The sequence below is a fragment of the Leisingera sp. ANG59 genome (genome assembly GCF_013317235.1).
Classification (GTDB): domain Bacteria; phylum Pseudomonadota; class Alphaproteobacteria; order Rhodobacterales; family Rhodobacteraceae; genus Leisingera.
In genome coordinates this window covers 200,595-219,836 of record NZ_WLCM01000003.1, presented here as the reverse complement: position 1 = coordinate 219,836, position 19,242 = coordinate 200,595, and the positions used below count along the sequence as shown (strand labels likewise).

Annotated in this window: 15 protein-coding genes and 1 pseudogene; 8 read left to right on the top strand and 8 right to left on the bottom strand. The window is 62.4% G+C overall.

Annotated features, from left to right (window positions below):
• Positions 1-184 precede the first annotated feature (184 nt).
• From GKC28_RS04285 to GKC28_RS04255, 7 genes and pseudogenes are all read right to left on the bottom strand, one after another.
• The gene (locus GKC28_RS04285) at positions 185-883 is read right to left on the bottom strand and encodes a fumarylacetoacetate hydrolase family protein (RefSeq protein WP_174145359.1); all 699 of its coding nucleotides are present in this window, start codon (positions 881-883) and stop codon (positions 185-187) included.
• Positions 884-1,052: 169 nt separating this feature from the next.
• Positions 1,053-1,783 (bottom strand): annotated as a pseudogene (locus tag GKC28_RS04280) (sugar transferase).
• A 363-nt stretch (positions 1,784-2,146) separates the two neighbouring features.
• Positions 2,147-2,575 carry a metallophosphoesterase gene (locus tag GKC28_RS04275; protein ID WP_368041084.1) on the bottom strand — a complete coding sequence of 143 codons (429 nt, stop codon included), beginning with the start codon at positions 2,573-2,575 and terminating at the stop codon, positions 2,147-2,149.
• Positions 2,576-2,774: 199 nt separating this feature from the next.
• Positions 2,775-3,143 (bottom strand): hypothetical protein, encoded by a 369-nt coding sequence (locus GKC28_RS04270; protein WP_254604142.1) that lies wholly within the window; start codon positions 3,141-3,143, stop codon positions 2,775-2,777.
• 254 nt (positions 3,144-3,397) lie between these two features.
• The gene (locus GKC28_RS04265) at positions 3,398-4,438 is read right to left on the bottom strand and encodes an NAD-dependent epimerase/dehydratase family protein (RefSeq protein ID WP_174145358.1); all 1,041 of its coding nucleotides are present in this window, start codon (positions 4,436-4,438) and stop codon (positions 3,398-3,400) included.
• A gap of 262 nt (positions 4,439-4,700) precedes the next feature.
• On the bottom strand, positions 4,701-5,405 hold the full coding sequence (locus tag GKC28_RS04260; RefSeq protein ID WP_174145357.1) for a CpXC domain-containing protein: 705 nt from the start codon (positions 5,403-5,405) through the stop codon (positions 4,701-4,703).
• A 22-nt stretch (positions 5,406-5,427) separates the two neighbouring features.
• Entirely contained in the window at positions 5,428-10,971 is a 5,544-nt protein-coding gene (locus GKC28_RS04255; RefSeq protein ID WP_174145356.1) for a hypothetical protein, read from the bottom strand.
• Positions 10,972-11,130: 159 nt separating this feature from the next.
• Here GKC28_RS04255 and GKC28_RS04250 point away from each other — a divergent pair, with 159 nt between their 5' ends.
• The gene (locus GKC28_RS04250; RefSeq protein WP_174145355.1) at positions 11,131-11,631 is read left to right on the top strand and encodes an META domain-containing protein; all 501 of its coding nucleotides are present in this window, start codon (positions 11,131-11,133) and stop codon (positions 11,629-11,631) included.
• 63 nt (positions 11,632-11,694) lie between these two features.
• Here GKC28_RS04250 and GKC28_RS04245 read toward each other — a convergent pair whose 3' ends face one another.
• Entirely contained in the window at positions 11,695-12,720 is a 1,026-nt protein-coding gene (locus GKC28_RS04245) for a LacI family DNA-binding transcriptional regulator (RefSeq protein WP_174145354.1), read from the bottom strand.
• Positions 12,721-12,851: 131 nt separating this feature from the next.
• Here GKC28_RS04245 and GKC28_RS04240 point away from each other — a divergent pair, with 131 nt between their 5' ends.
• From GKC28_RS04240 to GKC28_RS04210, 7 genes are all read left to right on the top strand, one after another.
• Positions 12,852-13,037, top strand: a complete 186-nt coding sequence (locus tag GKC28_RS04240) for a hypothetical protein (protein ID WP_174145352.1) — start codon at positions 12,852-12,854, stop codon at positions 13,035-13,037.
• A 23-nt stretch (positions 13,038-13,060) separates the two neighbouring features.
• Entirely contained in the window at positions 13,061-14,206 is a 1,146-nt protein-coding gene (locus tag GKC28_RS04235) for a TRAP transporter substrate-binding protein (protein WP_174145350.1), read from the top strand.
• A 112-nt stretch (positions 14,207-14,318) separates the two neighbouring features.
• Entirely contained in the window at positions 14,319-14,831 is a 513-nt protein-coding gene (locus tag GKC28_RS04230) for a TRAP transporter small permease (protein WP_174145348.1), read from the top strand.
• A gap of 13 nt (positions 14,832-14,844) precedes the next feature.
• Positions 14,845-16,173: a TRAP transporter large permease gene (locus tag GKC28_RS04225; protein WP_174145346.1), complete on the top strand. Its 1,329-nt coding sequence runs from the start codon at positions 14,845-14,847 to the stop codon at positions 16,171-16,173.
• 12 nt (positions 16,174-16,185) lie between these two features.
• Positions 16,186-17,493: a histidinol dehydrogenase gene (gene hisD, locus GKC28_RS04220; RefSeq protein ID WP_174145344.1), complete on the top strand. Its 1,308-nt coding sequence runs from the start codon at positions 16,186-16,188 to the stop codon at positions 17,491-17,493.
• Positions 17,486-18,247, top strand: a complete 762-nt coding sequence (locus tag GKC28_RS04215; protein WP_174145342.1) for an SDR family NAD(P)-dependent oxidoreductase — start codon at positions 17,486-17,488, stop codon at positions 18,245-18,247. The genes hisD and GKC28_RS04215 overlap by 8 nt, the downstream gene beginning before the upstream one ends.
• Positions 18,244-19,224: an alcohol dehydrogenase catalytic domain-containing protein gene (locus tag GKC28_RS04210; RefSeq protein ID WP_174145340.1), complete on the top strand. Its 981-nt coding sequence runs from the start codon at positions 18,244-18,246 to the stop codon at positions 19,222-19,224. Before GKC28_RS04215 ends, GKC28_RS04210 begins: the two co-directional genes overlap by 4 nt.
• Positions 19,225-19,242 lie beyond the last annotated feature (18 nt).

Here is a 19,242-nt window from a genome sequence, read left to right as displayed (position 1 = left end):
TTAGGTGCGTTTGTAACTATCAACAGCAGATTATGCAATTTCTACTCATGAAATCTGCCCGCATGCATTGTCTTCAGGCAGATCCGCCACCCTACACGTTACGAAACGTAAAAAACTACACTCGATTTGATACATATTAAAGCAGCCGCGTGGCAACAATTATCGTGGTATGGACCACTGTGCGTCATTCCGCAGCAGCCAAGGTCAGCTCCACCGGCGGCAAGCCGTCAATTCCGCCAAGTATTCGGTCGCCGGTCTGCACAGCTCCCACGCCGGCAGGCGTGCCAGTCAGTATCAAATCCCCCGGTCGCAGGTGGTAGAAACCGGAAAGGTGGCAGATAATATCCTCCACGGACCAGATCATCTCCTCAACAGAGGCATCCTGCCTAGTCTCGCCATTCACCTCCAGCCAGATTCGCTGCTTCTCGGGTCTCCCCCACTCGGTGGCTCTGGTCAGCGGCGCCAGCACCGTGCCGTTCTCCAGATCCTTGCCCACATCCCAAGGACGCTGCTTCTGTCGCTCTCTGATCTGCAGATCACGCCGGGTCATGTCCAGCGCACAGCAATATCCGAATACTGACGCCGCTGCGGCTTCCCGCGTTGCCCGGAACACAGGAGCACCAATCGCCACAGCCAGTTCCATTTCATAGTGAAAATTCTCTGTACCGGGCGGATAGGGAACAACCGCGCCGGTCAGCACCGCGTTCACAGCTGCCTTGGTAAAATAAAACGGCGCTTCCCGATCCGCTTCAATTCCCATTTCGGCAGCATGCGCCGCATAGTTACGCCCGACGCAGAAGATCCGCCCTAGAGAGTAACCAATCTCTTCCCCCTCTACCGGAACAACCGGTGTCTCCGGAAGCCCGAACAGAAGCTTGCCCATCGGTATATTCCTTGTGCGTCCCTGCGTTCCGGTTTCCTCACGAATCAGAGCCATAAGTCCTTTGGTTGTAAACCCCCTATTGACTGCATTTTGCCCATGTCGGTTCGGAACAGTGCTGCCGGGAAGGGCCCTGGCATGCTAACATCGACCGCATTTAATGGGCAGGGTATCAGCGGCCGGTCCTGCCGAGCACCGCAGAGCCAGTGCGGATGATGACCTGCAGGTCCCCGGGGAAGCTGCAGCGGGTCAAGTAGGCCACGTCCTGCTCCACCCGTTCCTCATAGCTGATGCCCTTGCGCCCCGAGACCTGCCACAGCCCGGTGATCCCCGGTTTCTGGCCAAATAGGCGGCGGCGCTGCTGCCGTATTTGGGCAGCTCCTTGGTGACGATGGGGCGCGGGCCGACAAAGCTCATCTCGCCCTTCAGCACATTCCAGATCTGCGGCAGCTCATCCAGGCTGGTCGCGCGCAGGACATGGCCCAGCCGGCTGATGCGCGGATCATTGGCCAGCTTGTGATCGCGTTTCCATTCGGCAGCCGCCTCGGGGCTGGCATCCAGATGCGCCTGCAGCCGGGCTTCGGCATCCGCCACCATGCTGCGGATCTTTCAGCATTTGAATGGCTTGCCGTCCCGGCCGACCCGGGTGTGGCCGAAAAAGCCGGGGCCGCCATCGCGGTGCGCAAGACCCCACAGCAACAGAATGACAAGAGCAAGAACAGGCAGCAGCAGCGCAAAACCGATATCGAAGGCCCGTTTGCCAAACCTGGAGTAGAGGCCGAACGGTGTCTTGCAGAAAGCCCGCGGGGCGCCAGGCCCCTCTGAAAAAACGCGGTCTGCACAAGATCCTGCATGGTCAACCACCCTGAATGCAATATGCTTCAACCAAAATTCACACGCCATGCGGGAAACATTAGATATCTATTGCACCCAATCTGCAACAAATTTAAGTAATAATTTCTGAACTTTTGAAACACGGCTGCTGTTTGCCGCCGCGCTCTGATCGCGACTGTTTTCAAGTACGGCTCCAACGGTTAACTTCCGTGGCCAGTATCAAGGCCGCACCGGCCGCTGCTTGCACAAGCAGGCCTGAACCGGTGTAAAAACCGGCCCCGCCACGCGTTGCCTTTTCCGCTGCCAACTCTCGACACGTAGCCTTTATCAGGCTGCGCAGTGGCGGAAGACAGGATCTTTCAGTACCCCGTAGATACGGCGCAGTCAGCAGTCGGCAGCCAGCAAAAATTTCATTGCTCCAGCCTCACCAGATTATGTTGTGTTCCCTTTTCTGGTCACCAATATTATCCTAGAAACTGCGAAATTTCTGCGTCTGGTGGCGCTGGCCTTGACCGTCATCTGTGTCCGTGCCGCACCGGACCCAGCGTTTCCAACTCGGCCAGTGCCAGACCCCTGAAAGCGCTCCTGCAGGAACCCCAGCAGCATCGCCTCGTGATTGCCCATCAGGCAGGTCAGATCCTCCCGGCCGCTCAGATGGCGCAGCACCTCGGCGCACTGCTCTCCCCTGTCGATATAGTCGCCGACCAGAATGCAGCGGTGGCCGGGCGGCAGCTGTTCCAGCAGCTTCAGCAGCTGGGGGAAACAGCCATTCACATCACCGATCACGCACAGCGGCTCGTCCGGCTGCGGAGCCGCAAAGGGCTCCCGCCGGGTAAACTTCTGGAACAAGGATGACGGCACTCTGATCCGCTCTCCCGCCGGGCGATGAACTGCAGCGATGACAAACCGCCGCCTGCCGGCGGGGCAACTGTCATGTTCAGGCGCTGCTGCAGGCCGGCACCCCCATGCGGATGATTTCGCTGCCCTTGATCTTGTGCACCCCGGAAATCCGGTTGCGCCCCTCCGCCATGAACCAGGACTGCAGCGGCGCCGGGTAGTACTACGCCATCACCCGGCTGAAATAGTCGAACTTCTCCTGCGTCAGGCGGCGGCCCCTGCGCGAGGGGCCGTGGAAGCCGAAGGTGGTGGCCGGATCGACACAGGCGCCCGGCAGGCCCAGGAACAGTGTGCAGGTGGAATAGCAGACCTTGCCGCGGATCTCGACCCGCACCCCGTGCTTCTGCAGGTTGCTCAGCTCGATCAGCCTGTCATGCAGATAGCCGCCGCGGTCGCTGCCCACCACATAGGTCTGCTGGGCCGCCGCCGCAGAGGGCTGCAGCAGCATCAGCGCCAGGCCGCAGGCTGCGGCCGCCCGGGCAGCCAGGCGAAAGGCGGAACGGGCGTGGGGCACGGGGGCAAAGGCCGGCATGGTCAGATCTCCAATGCAAAAAAACGGGCGTTGGAGACTGGATAGACACCCCCTGCAGGCGGCCCGGGGTGCGGATGTGGCAAAAGTAAGTACATTATCAATACTTTAGCCAGCATGTTAGGAAAATTTTAAGGGATCTTAACGCAGCCCGCCGCCGCAGGCGCAGCCCGGGCAGACCCGGTCAGATCAGGCTGAAATCCCCGCCGGCCGCAGCTGCCGCGGCAATCAGTTCTCACTTCATGCGGGCAAGTTACTCATCTAGCGGCGTGCGGCAAGACTGCTTTGCGGTAGTATTCCTGATACCAATCCACAAAACGTGATACACCCTCATCCACAGCGGTCTGCGGCTTGTAACCTGTGAGACTGTGCAGCAGAGACGCGTCGGCCCAGGTGGCAGGCACATCGCCGGCCTGAATTGGCATCAGATTCTGTTGAGCCTTGCAGCCGGTAGCTGCTTCAATTGCTTCTATAAATGTGGTCAGCCGGACGGAATCGGAATTACCGATGTTGACTACCCTGTGCGGTGCGACCGGCGAAAGGCTATCACCTTCCGGCACAGCACCGTCTACCGGGCGGACTGGTACTGCATCCAGCAACAGGCAGATTGCTTCAACCAAATCGGTGACATAGGTGAAGTCACGTTTCATGTCGCCATAATTGTAAACATCTATCGGCACTCCTTCGAGGATCGCCTTGGTAAATTTGAATAAGGCCATGTCCGGCCGCCCCCATGGACCATAGACGGTGAAAAAGCGGAACATAGTAACCGGCAAGCCGAACAAATGCGCATATGAGTGCGCCATGTTTTCAGTCGCCTTCTTGGTAGCGGCATAGAAGGACATCTGGTGATCGGCCTTCTGGGTTTCCTTATATGGCATTCCTGTATTGGCGCCAAAGGCCGACGAAGTGGAAGCCAGCAGCATGTGGCGCGGCGGATAAGCGCGGGCCGCCTCCAGGATTTCGAATGTGCCAATTATGTTGCTTTCCAAATAGGATCGCGGATTTTCAATAGAATAACGAACCCCGGCTTGGGCCGCGAGATGCACAACATAGGTCGGCTTGTGCGCCGCAAACAGATCCAGCATGACACCCGGCTCTTCGACGCTTCGGTTTATCACCTCGAAATTCGGGTGCTGTTCAAGCATCACCTGACGGTCTTTTTTGAGCTGGACACTGTAGTAGTCGGAGAGGTTATCGATACCCGCAACACAGTAGCCGCCTTCAAGCAGCAGCTGACACAGGTGATAGCCAATGAATCCAGAGGACCCGGTGACAAGAACGGTTTGCTGGGTCATCAGTCTGCTCCTGGGTCTGTCTCAATTGCCAGGGTTGAAGCCCTGCGCGATGGCGCTGTTTTCGCGGGTGCCAAAGCATCCGCTAATCATTATGGCAAAACGGGTTAGATCACGCCATACCCCGTGGTTCTGCCCAATGCGCAAGCCTCGGGGAAGGTTAAACAACCCCGCCCCTGCCATGAACAGTAACTGAGGCACCCATCCATAAAGTAAAGCCCATCAATGACCTGGAGCCTGCTCGCCCGGCCAGAATGGGCAGACTTCAACCGGCTTCCCGCCCTTCGCCCATGTAGAGCTTCTGCATGTCGACGAAACAGCCGTCCTCCAAGCGGCTGCGGACCGCCGCCCAGCCCTCCGGGTTGCCCTGAATGGCGCGGTACAGCTCCGTTGGAACGGTCATGTATTCGATGTATTTCTCCGACGCGGTCTCCAGCCAGGCAAAAACATAGCCGTCGGCCTCCTCATCCGTGTCGACCAGCCGCAGTTCGATGCCTTCGGCCATCGGCACCGATTCCACGCTGCGCAGGATGTGCAGCTTCGTCATCTCGACGATGGCGTCATCGAGGCCCAGCTGCCTGACCAGCAGCTTTTCCCGCACCGCGGGCCAGCCGAAGGTCAGGCGCACCGCCAGGCCGCTGCCGACCTCGCGGGCCGCTGCCGGGGCCTGCGCCCCGTAGCTGGTGTCGAACAGGGCCTGCGACTCGTCCTCCAGCTCCAGGTGGTCGCGCAGGCGGCTGGCGGGCATCGCCGCGATCCACTGGCCGCGGCCGGCATCGAGGTAGTTGAACTGCGGCTGCAGCCGGAAGCTTTCTCCGCAGGCGCCGCATTCGTTGTCCTGGAACCGGTCCTTCAGGATGTCTTCGCGCAGGTCGGGGCGACGGTCGGCGTTCACGCTGCCCACGGCCATCATGGTCACCGGCGCTTCGCAGTGCGGGCAGACCAGGTTGACGGGGTGAAATAGGGACATCGGTCAGCAGCCTTTCAATGGGTCAGAGTTTCGACAGCCAGCCAACGGCCGGGTGGTTCGGCTTCAGCTTACCCGAGTGGTAGGCGGCATAAAGCTCCGAGAACCATTCGCCGGGCGCCCGGAACTGGTAGCCCGTGATCCCCTTGGGGCGCTCGCTGAGCAGGTAGGAGTACCAGGTCTTCGGGTAGCTTTCCTGGTAGACCACTCCGCCGATCGCCAGCTTCTTGGCGGTGGCCATGCTGGACCAGGGCTGGGCCGGTTCCGAAGCCATGTCAACAAAAGCCTCCATCTGGATGCGGCGGCTTTCCCATTCCTCGTCGGTGCAGGTTTCATCTTCCGGCCTGGGCGGCACATGGGCGCTGGTGTTATGCGCCATGTATTCGATGACATAAGTCTTGTCGTAGGTGAACTTCTTGGCGATCTTTTCGGCAATGCCGGAAATTTCCATGCCGTGTTCGGTCCAGCCGCCGAATTCTTTCTTCTTGCCGTTGCTGTCCATGAAACCGTGCTTGTCGTCGACCGCATGGCCGACCTCGTGCAGGGTGTTCCAGTTGAAGAACGTGATCGGCTCTTCATTGGCGGGTTTGCATTTCTCCAACTCGGCGCGTTCTTCCGGGGTGGCGGCATCGTCGAGGCTGCCGACCGCGTCGTCGCTGCCGAAGGCATAGTTCGGGGAGACCCCGGCGTCGCCTTCGTGCATCACGATCCGCTTTTCGTTGCCCTGGTACATCGAGCCGCCCTTGTCAGCCTCGTTGATGGCGAACTTTTGCAGCGAGTCGTTGTTCAACGTGTGGTCCAGCGGCAGGTCCTGCATCGCCTTGTAGAAGGCGACGATGTTCGGCCCCTTCAGGTTGGCGTCCGCAATCTGCGAGGCGGGCGCCAGGTTCTCGTTGTTGAAGTTCTTGATATCGCAGCCGAAACGCGCCTTGAACGCAACCTTGACCACGGCGCGCTGCGCCTCCGGCTCCAGGTTGTCGATCATCGCGTCCAGCTCATCGGTGCCGTTGGGCCGCGACAGGATTTCCTTGATGTCCGCCTCCTTGGGCGGGTTGTTGGCGCGCATTTCCGCCATCACAAAGGCGCTGGTGCCGATGGCGCGGGCCTCTTCCAGCAGCTTGATGCCCTCGCCCGGCTTCTTGCCGGCCACGGCGGCTGCGGCATCGGCCAGCTTCTTGCGCATGGTGTCGATGCTGGGCTTGATGGCGTAGCGGTGCTCGTGTTTTTCCAGCACTGCCAGGCGCGGCTCGACCTCCGGCTTGGCGCGCAGCTCCTTGTACTGCTTGTGCTGCTCCGCCATTTCCAGCGCGGTCTTGGTCTGGGCGATGGCGGCCTCGATATCGGCGCTGACCTTGGCGTAGTTCTGGCCGCCCTTGGCAGCGGTTTCGGCTCCGTCCAGCAGCTTTGCGGCCGCGTCCGTCTCATCCTTCACATAGGCCGCCTCAGCGTGGCCGGTGACCGGCGGCAGGGAGGCGCGGGCGCGGGCGATTTCCTGCGCGATGAAGGCATATTGCGAGATCACCTCATTGGCAGTGTTGCAGGCCTCCAGCGCTGCCTTGAGATGGCCCTTGGCGGTCTTGGCGTCCAGCCCGTCCTTCTGGCAGTTCTCAATCTCGGTATTGGCGGTGTCCAGATGGGTCTTGGCGACGTCGGCGTTCTCGCGGCTGCCCACTGCCTTGATCGACAGTTTCGCCGCCTGCACCTGCGGCCACCAGGGGGCGCTGTCCTCGTCGCCGCCGATGGCGGAGTTCACCGCTTCGAGGATGCCGTGGGTATTGGCGGAGCTGATCGCCTCCTCGGCGGATTTGGTGACCTCCTCGGCCATGGTCTTGGCGGTGGCGTAGTCGCTGGGGGCCAGCTTGACCAGGTTGTCGTATTTCGCGGTCAGCCGGGTCAGCTGGGCCTGGATCGCATCGGCGTGCTTGTGGCTCCTGGCCTCGGCCAGCTTGGCCTCGGCAGCGGCGCGGGCGGGCTCGTAGTCGGACGAGCCCTTGACCGATTTCAGCAGCGCCTTGGCGTCCTCGGCGATCTTTTTCAGCAGCTTGGTCGCCTGGGTGTAGTCGTTGTCGGCCAGATCGGTCCGCGCGGCGTCGAGCTTGGCGGCAGCCAGCCGGTCGGACAGCGCCTTGATCCGGTCCTTGGTGGCATCGTTGTTTTCCGGCGCCAGCGCGTCCACCGCCGCCTGGGCATCGGTCAGCGCCGGGGTGTAGAGGGCTTCTGCCGCCAGCAGCCGCTGGCAGGCCAGCAATTTCTGATAGGCCTTCTCGAACATCGGCCGGGCGAGTGGATAGGTGTGGGCGGCCAGAACCGCCTTGTACTTGGCGAAATCCGCATCCGCCCGGGCGATCAGATGCCGGCCGGCTTCCTTGCCCGCCCCGACCAGCGGCGGGCGCAGGTTGTTGAAGAAGGGATCCTCCCAGCCCAGCACTGTCTTGACCATTTTGATGTCCGCATCGGTGGCCTTCTCCCAGCCCGCGGCGGCCTTGGCCTTGGCCGCGGCGGCCTTGAAATCGCGGGCGTTCTGCTTGGCGGTGCTTTCGTCCAGCAGCGCCTGGACTTCGGTCTTGCGGTGGGTCAGCTGGGTTTCGACATCGCCGCCTTCGGTGGTGATCTTGGTGATGATCGCGGTGGCCCTGGTGCGGTCCGCCTTGATGGCCTTGAACAGTTCGCCGTCGGCGCGGGCCTGTTCCGTGATCTTGCGGGCGGCGGCGAGCTTGGTCTCGGCGCCCTTGTAGTCATAGCCTTCCGGCTTGATCAAATCGTCGGCTTCGCCGCTCAGCTTGTTGGCGTCGTCGATATGCGGCTGCAGGCAATTGGCATCGTTCAGCGGCGCCAGCGCGGCAATCTGCGCCGCCAGCGAGGCCTTCAGCTCGCCGTAGGCGCGGTGCTGGTGGATCAGCACCATCGCCATCTTCAGGTTCGAGATGGCGCTGTCCAGATGCGCCCTTGCATCGTCGTATTTCTTGGCCGTCTTGGCTTTTTCGGCCTCTGCCGCCGGCAGCTGCGCCTTGGCGATCAGCGCAGTGAAATCATTGCCGGTGTCGGCCGCGACCACCTTGTCGCGGATATCGGTGAATACCTTGAAGGCGGGCTCCCACTTCTTTTTCAGATCGTCGAGCGCCTTGGTATCGGTCATCCCGTCGAGCTCCACCGCGGCCTCCGCCGCGGCCTTGGCGCTGTCCACCCGTTTCTCGGCGTCCGCCAGACAGGTATTGGCGGTGGTGAAGTCCAGTTTTAGTGCGGCTGCCGCGGCCTCGGCCATCAGGGACTTGGCATCTTCCAGCATGGTTGCCGCCTGCGGCACGTTCTTCAGCGGGTCGATCTTGCCCTGAACCGACACGCGCTTTTCCTTGTAGGCCTTGCAGGCGTTCGCCTGGGCGGTGGCGGCGGGCCAATCGCCCTGGGTGGCGTCCAGCAGGGTCAGGGCGGTGGAGTATTTGTGCAGCACCGCTTCCGCCTTGGCCGAGGCAAGGTCGGCCTCCATCTTGAGGATGATCACCTGGATGCCGGAGGCGCCGTCGTGGTCCTTGAACTCCTTCAGCTTGGCCTCGAAAGCGGTGAGCTTGGGGCCGTACTGCTGAACAACCGGAATTTCCTTTTCGATGAAGGGCCGCACGTTCCAGAACTTGTCCAGCTTCTTCAGCGACTCGGTGTAATCCTTGGACGTGGCCACGTCTGAATCGGTGTAATAGCCGTTGGCCTCGTCCAGCTTGTCCTTGAGCAGGTTCTTGACCGCGGCGGCAAGCCCGGCCCAGCTGTCGACCCAGGTCTTGGCATTCGGGCGCTCGGTTTCATAGCGTTTGCGCCGCGCCCGCACCTTGGCAGTTTTTTCATGGACCTTGGCGATCGCGTCCAGCTTCTGGATGCCGTCCTTGAACTTCTTGGCGGCCTTGTCCTGCTGGGCAGCGTCGTAGAGCCGCTCCATCTCGCGCGCGGCGTCGTCCACCGCCGGGTCGCCGACGCTGACACCGCGGGCGGCATCGGCCAGCGCCTTGCGGTCGGGGTCGAGCGCCATGAAATGCGCGAATTCATCGGCCAGGACTTCGGCCTTGGCAATCTCCGTCTCGGCCGCGGTCAAGTCCGCGGTGGCGGTTTTCAGGTCGTGCGCCTTGGCCTTGTCCACCGCGGCGGTGCGCACCCCCTTGATGCGGGTGATCTCGGGCGCGATCTCGGGTGCCGCGGCCTTGGGGTGGCTGGTCAGCGGCACCATCCGCAGATCGAAGATCTCCAGCGCCTTCTGGAACGCGGTCTTGGCCTGGGTGTCGGCGGCAACCGCCTTTTCCAGCGCGTCCAGCGCCTTTTCGCCGGCATCCAGCTTGGCGCCGCTGGCATCCTCGGGCTTGGCCTTGGCCTGCGCGGCCAGCGCCGCGACTTTGTCGAGCGCGGCCTTCCACTTGTCCGGGGTCTGGCTGACCGCTTCCGGCACCATGGTGTTGTAGGTCTTGACCGGCCCGTCCTTCAGCGCCTTGAGCGTGGCCTCGATCCGGGCGATCTGCTCGTCGACGGTGGCGTCCCCGGTCTCGCTGCCGGTGTCGCCGGAGGGCGGCGCGGCCTGTTCCGGCGCCTTGGCCGAGGCCTCTGGCTTGGCGGTTGTGGCGGTGTCGCCGTCGCCTGCCGCCGCCGCTGTGGCGGCTGCCGGGGCCTCCCCGCCGCCGCCGGAGTCCGCGGCGGCCTGGCGGGCCTTGGAAATCGCCTGAGCCAGCGGGCCGACCGCCTTGAGCGCGCCCTCGTAATCCGGCGGGCTGGTGGCGACGCGGGCCTTGATCTGGGTCCAGACGGTATCGATCTTCTCCGACTGCGCGGTCTTCAGTGCCAGCACCTCGTCGATCAGCGGCTCCAGCTTGGCCGCTGCCTGCTGCCACTTGCCTTCCAGCAGGCTCAGCCGCTTGGCGCGGGCGGCGGCGTCCTGGGCGGCGGTTTTCATCTCTTCAGAAAGCTTGGCGACATGCTCCAGCGCGGCGGCAAAGCCGCTGCCCTCGGCCTTGGCCTGGATCGCCTTCCACAGCGCCTCTGCCTTGGAGAGGTCGATGCCGGCGATGTCCCGGAGCTTGGCCATGTTGGCCTCGACCTTGGCGGCGGTGGTTTTCCACTTGGCCTCTGCCGGATCCGGTTCGGCGGAAGGGGCGGCCGGCGCCTCAGCCGGCGCTTCGGTGGCGGTGTCGCCGCTGGCGGCCGGGGCGGCCTGGGGGACGTCCTCTGCCGTTTCATCTTCGTCATCGGCCTCCGACTCGACGACATTGCCGGATGGGTCGAGAATGAGGATCTTGTATTTGAGCCCGACCGCCATGAACATCTTCTTGGCCTTGCGGGCCATGCCGGGCACGATCTTGCCCTCGACCGACATCGACAGTTCCTTGCCGTCCAGCTTAAGCATACCAAAGGTGAACTGCGGGGTTTCGCCATCGGATTTCGCCTGCTTGCCCAGCACCTTGGCGGCCTTGGTCTTGTGGGTGAGGAACACCGAATTCTCGATCTTCTTGCCAAAACACAGCCCAAAGGCCAAGTCGCGTTTGCGCGCGAGTGTCATCTGTTGCTTGATTTCTTTTGCGGCAGTGGCGTCAAGAGGCATGAGGCAACTCCTGGAACTGGAAAACTATTTAAAAATAGTATGTTATCGTCTTTTATTTCCAAGCGTTGCACGTCAGCCGGATTCCGACAAGATTTTTTTCTTGTCAAGCTGAGCAGGCTAGGCAGACTCACGGGCCATTAGCATCGAGGTGAAACGGTTATGATCATCTGGCCTTTCCGGGAGCAGCAGTTTAAGAAGCCGCGCCGAACCCGGCCGGTATTTTGGGGGGTGTTTACAAGTGTTTTCTGCGGGGTGGCTGTGTGGTCGTTTACCTATGATAGCGGAACCGGACAAGGCGGAGGAGTTATAATGCCCGCAACCAATTCAACAGTTCTGAATGGCGCTTGGATTGTGCAAAAAGTCAAAAATGTCGACCTGGAACCGTTCGATGATCTGCGGTTCGATTTTGACGGTGGAACGCTCTACGGCTCCAGCCCCTGCCGAAGCTTCACAACGACATTCGGACCTGACTTGGACAACCTGATGTTTTCGCCTTTTCAGACAGGCGGCGGGCTATGTGACGAAGAGACCATGGTCATTGAACGGGACTTCATGCAACAGATTGGTCTGGTCAACCGCATGGAAGTGGATGGGGAAGGTCAACTGGTGATGTATAACTTCGATCAGCCGATATTGTGGGCAAAGCGGCTGGCTGGCTGACACGGCGCTCCCTCGACCTTCCCACCGACTACCTTTGATCAGTTTTGGCATCGTTTTCTGCTCTTAAGCCTCAGCGGGTGGAGCCAATGAATGCCTAGTAACCACATGCGTGTTAATGCAAACCGATTTTCCTGGCGACCTGCCTTCGACCATGGCGATCAGTTCGCAGGCGGCCTTGCGGCCCATTTCACGGTGCGGAACATGTACGGTAGTAAGCGCCGGATGGACTATTCCGGCTATTTCGATGTCGTCAAACCCGGTCACTGAGACCTGCTCAGGCACCGAAATTCCCAATCTCTGAGCTTCTCGCAGCGCACCTGCTGCCAATACATCGTTGCCGCACATGACAGCAGTCGGGCGCGGGTCCAGAGCCATCAGCCGCGCAAAGGCGTCAGCTCCTTTATCGATCTCATACGGCGTCTCGATCAGCGGAAGCTCATCCGCGGCCAGACCCGCATCCAATAGAGCCTGATGGATCCCTGACACGCGGGCTTGCGCTCGGTCGTTGCCCTTGGTGATGCCGGAAATGATGGCGATCCGGCGATGCCCGGCAGCAAGGACACGCCGGGCAAGTTCACACATGGCTCCCGAGTTGCTGAAACCAACCGATGGCCGTACTGCTTCAGGCTCATAAGACCAAGCAACCAACGATGGAACCTGATGCCGTTCCAGATAATCGTAGATATCCGTTCTGCGCGCGTGGCCAATCAGAAGCAGCCCGTCGGCACCCCGCGCCACCAGGGTGCGGATCTGCTCGTGTTCAGCCTCGGGATCATAGGCCGAGCTGGACACCAGCAGCGTATAGCCGGCCTCGCGCAGCTGGTCCTGAAAGGCCTGCAGGCCGCGGGCAAAGATCGCATTGTCCATGGTTGGAATGATCGCGCCGATAGTGAAGCTGCGCTTGGCCGCCATAACTTGGGCGGCGAAATTCGGCGTGTAGCCCAGTGATTCGACCGCCTGCAGGACCCGCTGGCGGGTCGATTCAATTACCCGTTCAGGTGAATTCAGGCAGCGCGATACCGTCGCGGTCGAGACCCCTGCCTCCCGTGCAACATCGTTAAGTGTCGGAGCTGAGCGGGTTTTTCCCATGTCACGCCTGCCATTCCATTGCCCCCTGTCTTAGCACAAAATTCAGCCGTTGCCATCCACGCATGTAAGCGCTTGCATTATTGATGTAAGCGCTTACAAATAGTGTTGGGATCAAAAAACGGGATCTACCGATGTTTATCTTCGCCGCCGTTGCCGTCTTTGCCGTGTTCTTTGCCAATGTTGCCATGGGCGCATTTGGCGGCGGCGGCTTCCTGAGCGATGTCGGGGAGATGCTGGTTCTGTTCGCGGCCTCGGTCCTGTTCGTGGCCGCGATCCTCAAGCGCGAGGCTGACCACAAGAAAAAGAACGGCAGCTGACGGAGTTCCAAGGGAGGAAGACGATGACGAATGGTAAGGATGGCCTCAAATCTGCTGAGCGCCGCAATTTTCTGAAACTGGCTTCGACCGGCTCCTTCACCGCGGCGCTGGTTGCGGGTGCAGGCGGTGTGCTGTGGTCGTCCGAGGCGGCAGCACAAACCGCCAAGGAAGAGAAGGAACGCGAGCGCGCGGCCGAGCATATCATGACCTTGGCCACCGCCTATGTGCTGGGCGCGTCGCGCAGCTATCCGATCATGCAGCTGGACCTGAAGGAGAACATCCAGAACGCCACCAACGGCAAGATCTACGTCAAGCTGGCGCCCGGCGGCCAGCTGGGCGCGGGCGGCGCGCTGGTGCAGAAGGTTCAAGGCGGCACAATCCAGGCCGCACAGCATTCGCTGTCGAACTTCGCGCCCTTCGCCTCCACCGTTGACCTGATCAACATGCCCTATCTCTGCGGCTCCAACCAGCGCTTCACCAACCTGGTGAACTCCGACTTCTGGAAAACCGAAGTGCATCCCAAGGTGGAGGCCAACGGCTTCAAGGCGCTGTTTTATGTCAACATCGACCCCCGCGTGGTTGCGGTGCGCAAGGGCGGCAACGCGGTGATGGCGCCGGGCGACATGGCGGGTGTGAAATTCCGCGTGCCGGGCTCAAAAATGCTGCAGCAGTATTACCGGATGGTCGGCGCCAACCCGACGCCGGTGGCCTGGGGCGAGACGCCCTCGGCGATCAAGCAGGGGGTGGCGGATGCGCTCGACCCGTCTGTCGGGGCACTTTATGTCTTTGGTTTCAAGGACATCCTCAGCCATGTGACCTTCACCCAGGCGGTACCGGACAGCCAGGTCTATTCCTGCAACCTGGAGTGGTTCAACGCCCTGCCCGCCGACGTGCAGGACGGCGTGATGTGGGGCTCCGAAATGACCGCGCATCAGAACCTGTCCAAGGTGCCCTCCGCCCGCGCCTATGCAATGGCGGAGCTGACCAAGGCCGGCGTCCAGTTCCATACGCTGAGCGATGACCAGCTGGCGGAGTGGAAAGAGGCCGGTGGCTACCAGCGCTCCGAATGGGATGCGTTCAAGACCGAGCTGGCCGGGTCGATGGAGAGTTTCGCCAAGCTGGAAGAGGCCGCAGGCACCCAAGGCAAATACTACGTCCACGACGCCTGACCGCTGCAGGGGCGCGCGCCGGATACCGGCGGCCGCCCGCTACCGAAACCGCCGCTTCTGCAGCAGCCCGCCGGGCTGGCTGCGGGGGTGTGCCTGAATACCGGGAATAGCGATGAAGATCCTGCGAACGATAGACAAGAACGCGGAGCGCTGGCTGCTCCTGGTGTTCTACGTGATGCTGGTCATCACCATGGCGATCGAGGTCATCCGGCGCGAGCTGTTTGCCTTTTCATCGATCTGGGGCGAGGAGATCGTCCGCTATTCCTTCATATACCTGGCCTGGATCGGCGCCGCGGCGGCGGTCAAGGAGCGCGCCCATATCCGCATCGACGTGATCCTGCATTATCTGGGGCCCCGCACCAAGGCGCTGATCTACATCTTCGGCGACCTGGTGATGTTCATCGTCGCCCTGGTCGCGCTTTACTGGTCGTTCGAGACGGTGCTGGTCTCCGCTAAATTCGGATCGGTCAGCCACGGGCTGCGCATCTCGATGGTGTGGTTCCTGATGGCGGTGCCCGCAGGCTTTGCCCTGATGATCTGGCGCCTGCTGCAATCCTTCCTGCGCGATTACCGCAGCCTTCGCGACGGCACGCCCGTCTTTGAAGGCGACAAGCTGTTTGATTGAGGGGCCTTAAGCGATGCTGTGGAATTCACTCAACCAAACAGTCGAGCTGGGCTGGGACTTCTACCTGCCAGTGATCATGTTCGTGGCGCTGATAGCGCTGGCGGTACCGGTCTGGGCGGCCATCGGCGCGGCGGCGATCACCATGCTGGTGATGTCTGGCGACCTGCCGCTCAGCGTCATCGGCGAGAGCCTGTTCACCGGAATCGACGCCTTTGCGCTGACCGCGGTGCCCTTGTTCATCCTGACCGGCGACGTGCTGGTGCGCACCGGGCTCAGCAAGAAATTCCTCGATGTGGCCGAAGCGCTGACCTGCTGGACACGCGGCGGCTTCGGATCTGCCACGGTGCTGGTCTGCGGCATGTTCGCAGCGATCTCCGGCTCAGACGCCGCCGGCGCCGCCGCGGTCGGACGGATGACCATCAACCGGCTGGTCGAAAGCGGCTATCCCCGCCCCTATGCCTGTGCGCTGGTGGCTGCGGGCGCCTGCACCGGCATCCTGATCCCGCCCTCCATCGCCTATATCATCATCGGCCTGGTGCTGGGCATCTCCGCCTCCACCCTGTTCCTGGCGGCGCTGATCCCCGGCCTCGCGATCCTGGTGTCGATCCTGATCACCAATATCATCATGAACCGGCTCTATACTTATGAGACTGGCGGCAACATGGGGCTGGGTGAGTGGCTGGCAAACCTCGGGGCGTCGCTGTGGAACGGCTGGTATGCCTTCATCGTGCCCGGGATCATCTTCTACGGCATTTTCTCCGGCCTCTTGACCCCGACCGAGGCCGGTGCCACCGCGGTTGTCGTCACCATCCTGATCGGCTTCATCCTGGGCACCCTGAAACTGTCCGATTTCCCGGCAATGCTGGTCAGCTCTGCCAAGGTGAACGGGGTGATCCTGCCGATCATCGCCTTCTCCGCCCCACTGGCCGAGGCGCTGGCGATCATGGGCGTGCCGCAGGGCTTCGTGACTGCAGTGACCGTGCTGACCGATGATCCCGCGATGCTGATCCTTTTGATGATCTGCATCCTAATCGCCGCGGGCTGCGTGATGGAGACCACCCCCAATATCGTGATCCTGGCGCCGATCCTGAAGCCGCTGGCCGACAACATCGGCATGAACGAAATCCAGTTCTGCATCATGATGATCACTGCTTTGGGCGTGGGCTTTATCACCCCACCGCTGGGGCTGAACCTGTTCGTCGTCTCCGGCATCACCGGCGAGTCCATCCTCAAGATCGCCGCCCGCGCCGTGCCGTTCGTGCTGACCATGCTGATCGTGGTGCTGCTGATCGCTTACATCCCGGCGATCTCAACCACGCTGCTTCCTGATATCTACAAGTAGGACCCCCAGAAAATGACCCGAGAATACCTGAAAAAAGCCGACCTGACCCCCAAGTCGGATGCCTCCGAGACCCACAAGATCGTGCAGGGCATCCTGGACGACATCGAGGCAGGCGGAGACGCCAAGGCGCTGGAATATGCCGCCAAGTTCGACCGCTACGAGGGCAATGTGCTGCTGACGGCGGAGGAGATCGAAGCGGCCTGCGCCCTGGTGCCGGAGAAGCTCAAGGCGGATATCCAGTTCGCCCACGACAATGTGCGCCGCTTTGCCGAGCTGCAGAAAGGCACGATGCAAAATGTGGAGACCGAAATCTCCCCCGGCTTCTTCACCGGGCAAAAGGTGATCCCGGTGGACGCGGCGGGCTGCTATGTGCCGGGCGGGCGCTACAGCCATATCGCCAGCGCCATCATGACCGTGACCACCGCTAAGGTGGCCGGCTGTAAGCACATCACCGCCTGCTCCCCGCCGCGCCCGGGTGTGGGCGTTGCCCCCGCCATTGTCTATGCCGCCCATATCTGCGGTGCGGATAAGATCATGGCGATGGGCGGCGTGCAGGGGGTTGCGGCAATGACCTTCGGCCTCTTTGGTCTGCCCAGGGCCAACATCCTGGTCGGCCCCGGCAACCAGTTCGTTGCCGAAGCCAAGCGCATCCTGTTCGGCCGCGTCGGTATCGACATGATCGCAGGCCCCACCGACAGCCTGATCCTGGCCGACAGCACGGCGGATGCGCATATCGTCGCCACCGATCTGGTGAGCCAGGCAGAGCATGGCTACAACTCGCCGGTCTGGCTGGTCACAGATAACCGCACCCTGGCCGAGGAAGTGATGCGGCGGGTGCCGGATTACATCAACGACCTGCCCGAGGTGAACCGCGAGAACGCCACTGCGGCCTGGCGCGACTATGCCGAGGTGATCCTGTGCGCGGACCGCGAAGACATGGCGGCCTGTTCCGACGAATACGCGCCCGAGCACTTGACCGTGCAGGCAGAGGATCTGGACTGGTGGCTGGAGAACCTCACCTGCTACGGCTCGCTGTTCCTGGGCGAGGAGACCACGGTCTCCTATGGCGACAAGGCGGCGGGCACCAACCACGTGCTGCCGACCTCGCGCGCGGCCAGCTACACCGGCGGGCTGTCTGTCCACAAATATATGAAGATCGTCACCTGGCAGCGCGCCACCCGCGAGGGCTCCAAACCGGTGGCAGAGGCCACTGCGCGGATAGCCCGGCTGGAAGGAATGGAGGGCCACGCCCGTGCTGCCGACGTGCGGCTGGCCAAGTATTTCCCGGACGAAACCTTCGACCTGACCGCAAATGGCTGACCCGCACGCCCTGTTCGACCTGGCAGGCCGGACCGCCTGCATCACCGGCGCCAGTTCCGGTCTGGGACGGCGGGCGGCCATCGCGCTGGCCGCTGCCGGGGCGCAGGTGGTCGCGGTGGCCCGCCGGGCGGAGGCCTTGGAAAGCCTCTGCGCCGAGATCGGGCCGGCTGCCGCATATGCGGCAGCGGATGTGGCGGACCGCAGCGGGCTGGAAGCGCTGCGGCAGACGGTCTCCGCCCCCTTCGGGGCGCCGGACATCCTGATCCACGCGGCAGGCGTCAACACGCGGCAGACCGCGGATGACGTCACGGCGCAGGGCTGGGACCAGACCCTGGCGCTGAACCTTTCAGCGCCCTTCTTCCTCAGCCAGGCGATGGTGCCTGCGATGAAAGAGCGGGGCTGGGGGCGGATCGTCAATTTCGCTTCCCTCCAGACCACCCGCGCCTTTCCCGGCGGCATCGCCTATGGCGCCAGCAAGGGCGGGATCGGCCAGCTGACCCGTGCCATGGCAGAGGCCTGGTCACCCTTTGGCATCACCGCCAATGCGATCGGGCCGGGGTTCTTCCCGACCGAGCTGACCCAGGCGGTGTTCGGCGATGAGGCCCGCGCCACCCGCAACGCGGCGCAGACCTGTATCGGCCGCAACGGGCGGCTGGAGGATATCGACGGGCCGCTGCTCTTCCTCTGCTCGGAGGCGTCGGCCTATGTGACCGGGCAAATCCTGATGGTTGACGGAGGGTTCACCGCGAAATGAAAGCCTTGGTTTATGAAGGGGTTGAGACGCTGGCGTTCCGCGATGTGCCGATGGCGGCGGGTCGAGCTGGCGAGCATCTGATCCGTATCCATGCCTCCGGCATCTGCGGCTCGGACATGCACGCCTATCTGGGCCACGACAACCGCAGGCCCGCGCCACTGATCCTGGGCCATGAGGCCGCGGGTGTGATCGAGGACGGACCGCAAGCGGGCCGCCGGGTCACGATCAACCCCCTGGTGACCTGCGGCAGTTGCGCCGCATGCACCACTGGGCGCGAGAACCTCTGCGCCAGCCGCCAGATCATCTCGATGCCGCCGCGCGAAGGCGCTTTTGCCCAGTTCGTGGCGATGCCGGAAAGCAACCTAGTGACCGTCCCGGACGAGTTGCCTCTGGAGAAGGCCGCACTGGCCGAACCGCTGGCAGTCAGCTGGCACGCCGCCCGGCTAGCGCTGGAGGCGCTGCATCCAAGCACAGAGCGCAGCGCGCTGGTGATCGGAGGTGGCGCCATCGGCCTGGCTGCGGCATTGGCGCTGAGGGCGATGGGGGAGTCGGAGGTGACCATCCAGGAACCGAACGAAGCGCGCCGGGCCTTCCTGACGGACCGCTGCGGGCAAAAGGCGGTGGCGGAGTTCCAGGGCATGGTGCCGCTGGTGGTGGACGCCGTGGGCTATGCCGCCACCCGTGCCGCGGTCTCAGCAACTGCTGCGCCCGGCGGGGTGATTGCCCATGTCGGACTGGGCGAGGACACCGGAGGCTTGGATATCCGCCGCATGACGCTGCAGGAGATCACCTTCATCGGCACCTACACCTATACCGCGCAGGACTTCCGCGACACCGCGCAGGCGATTTTCGACGGCCGCCTTGGCCCGCTTGACTGGCCTGAACAGCGGCCGCTGTCGGACGGTGCCGCCGCCTTCCGCGACCTGCGGTCCGGTGCGGTGGCCGCGCCCAAGATCATCCTCGACCCCTGGGCCTGAGCCCGCGCGCCAAACAAA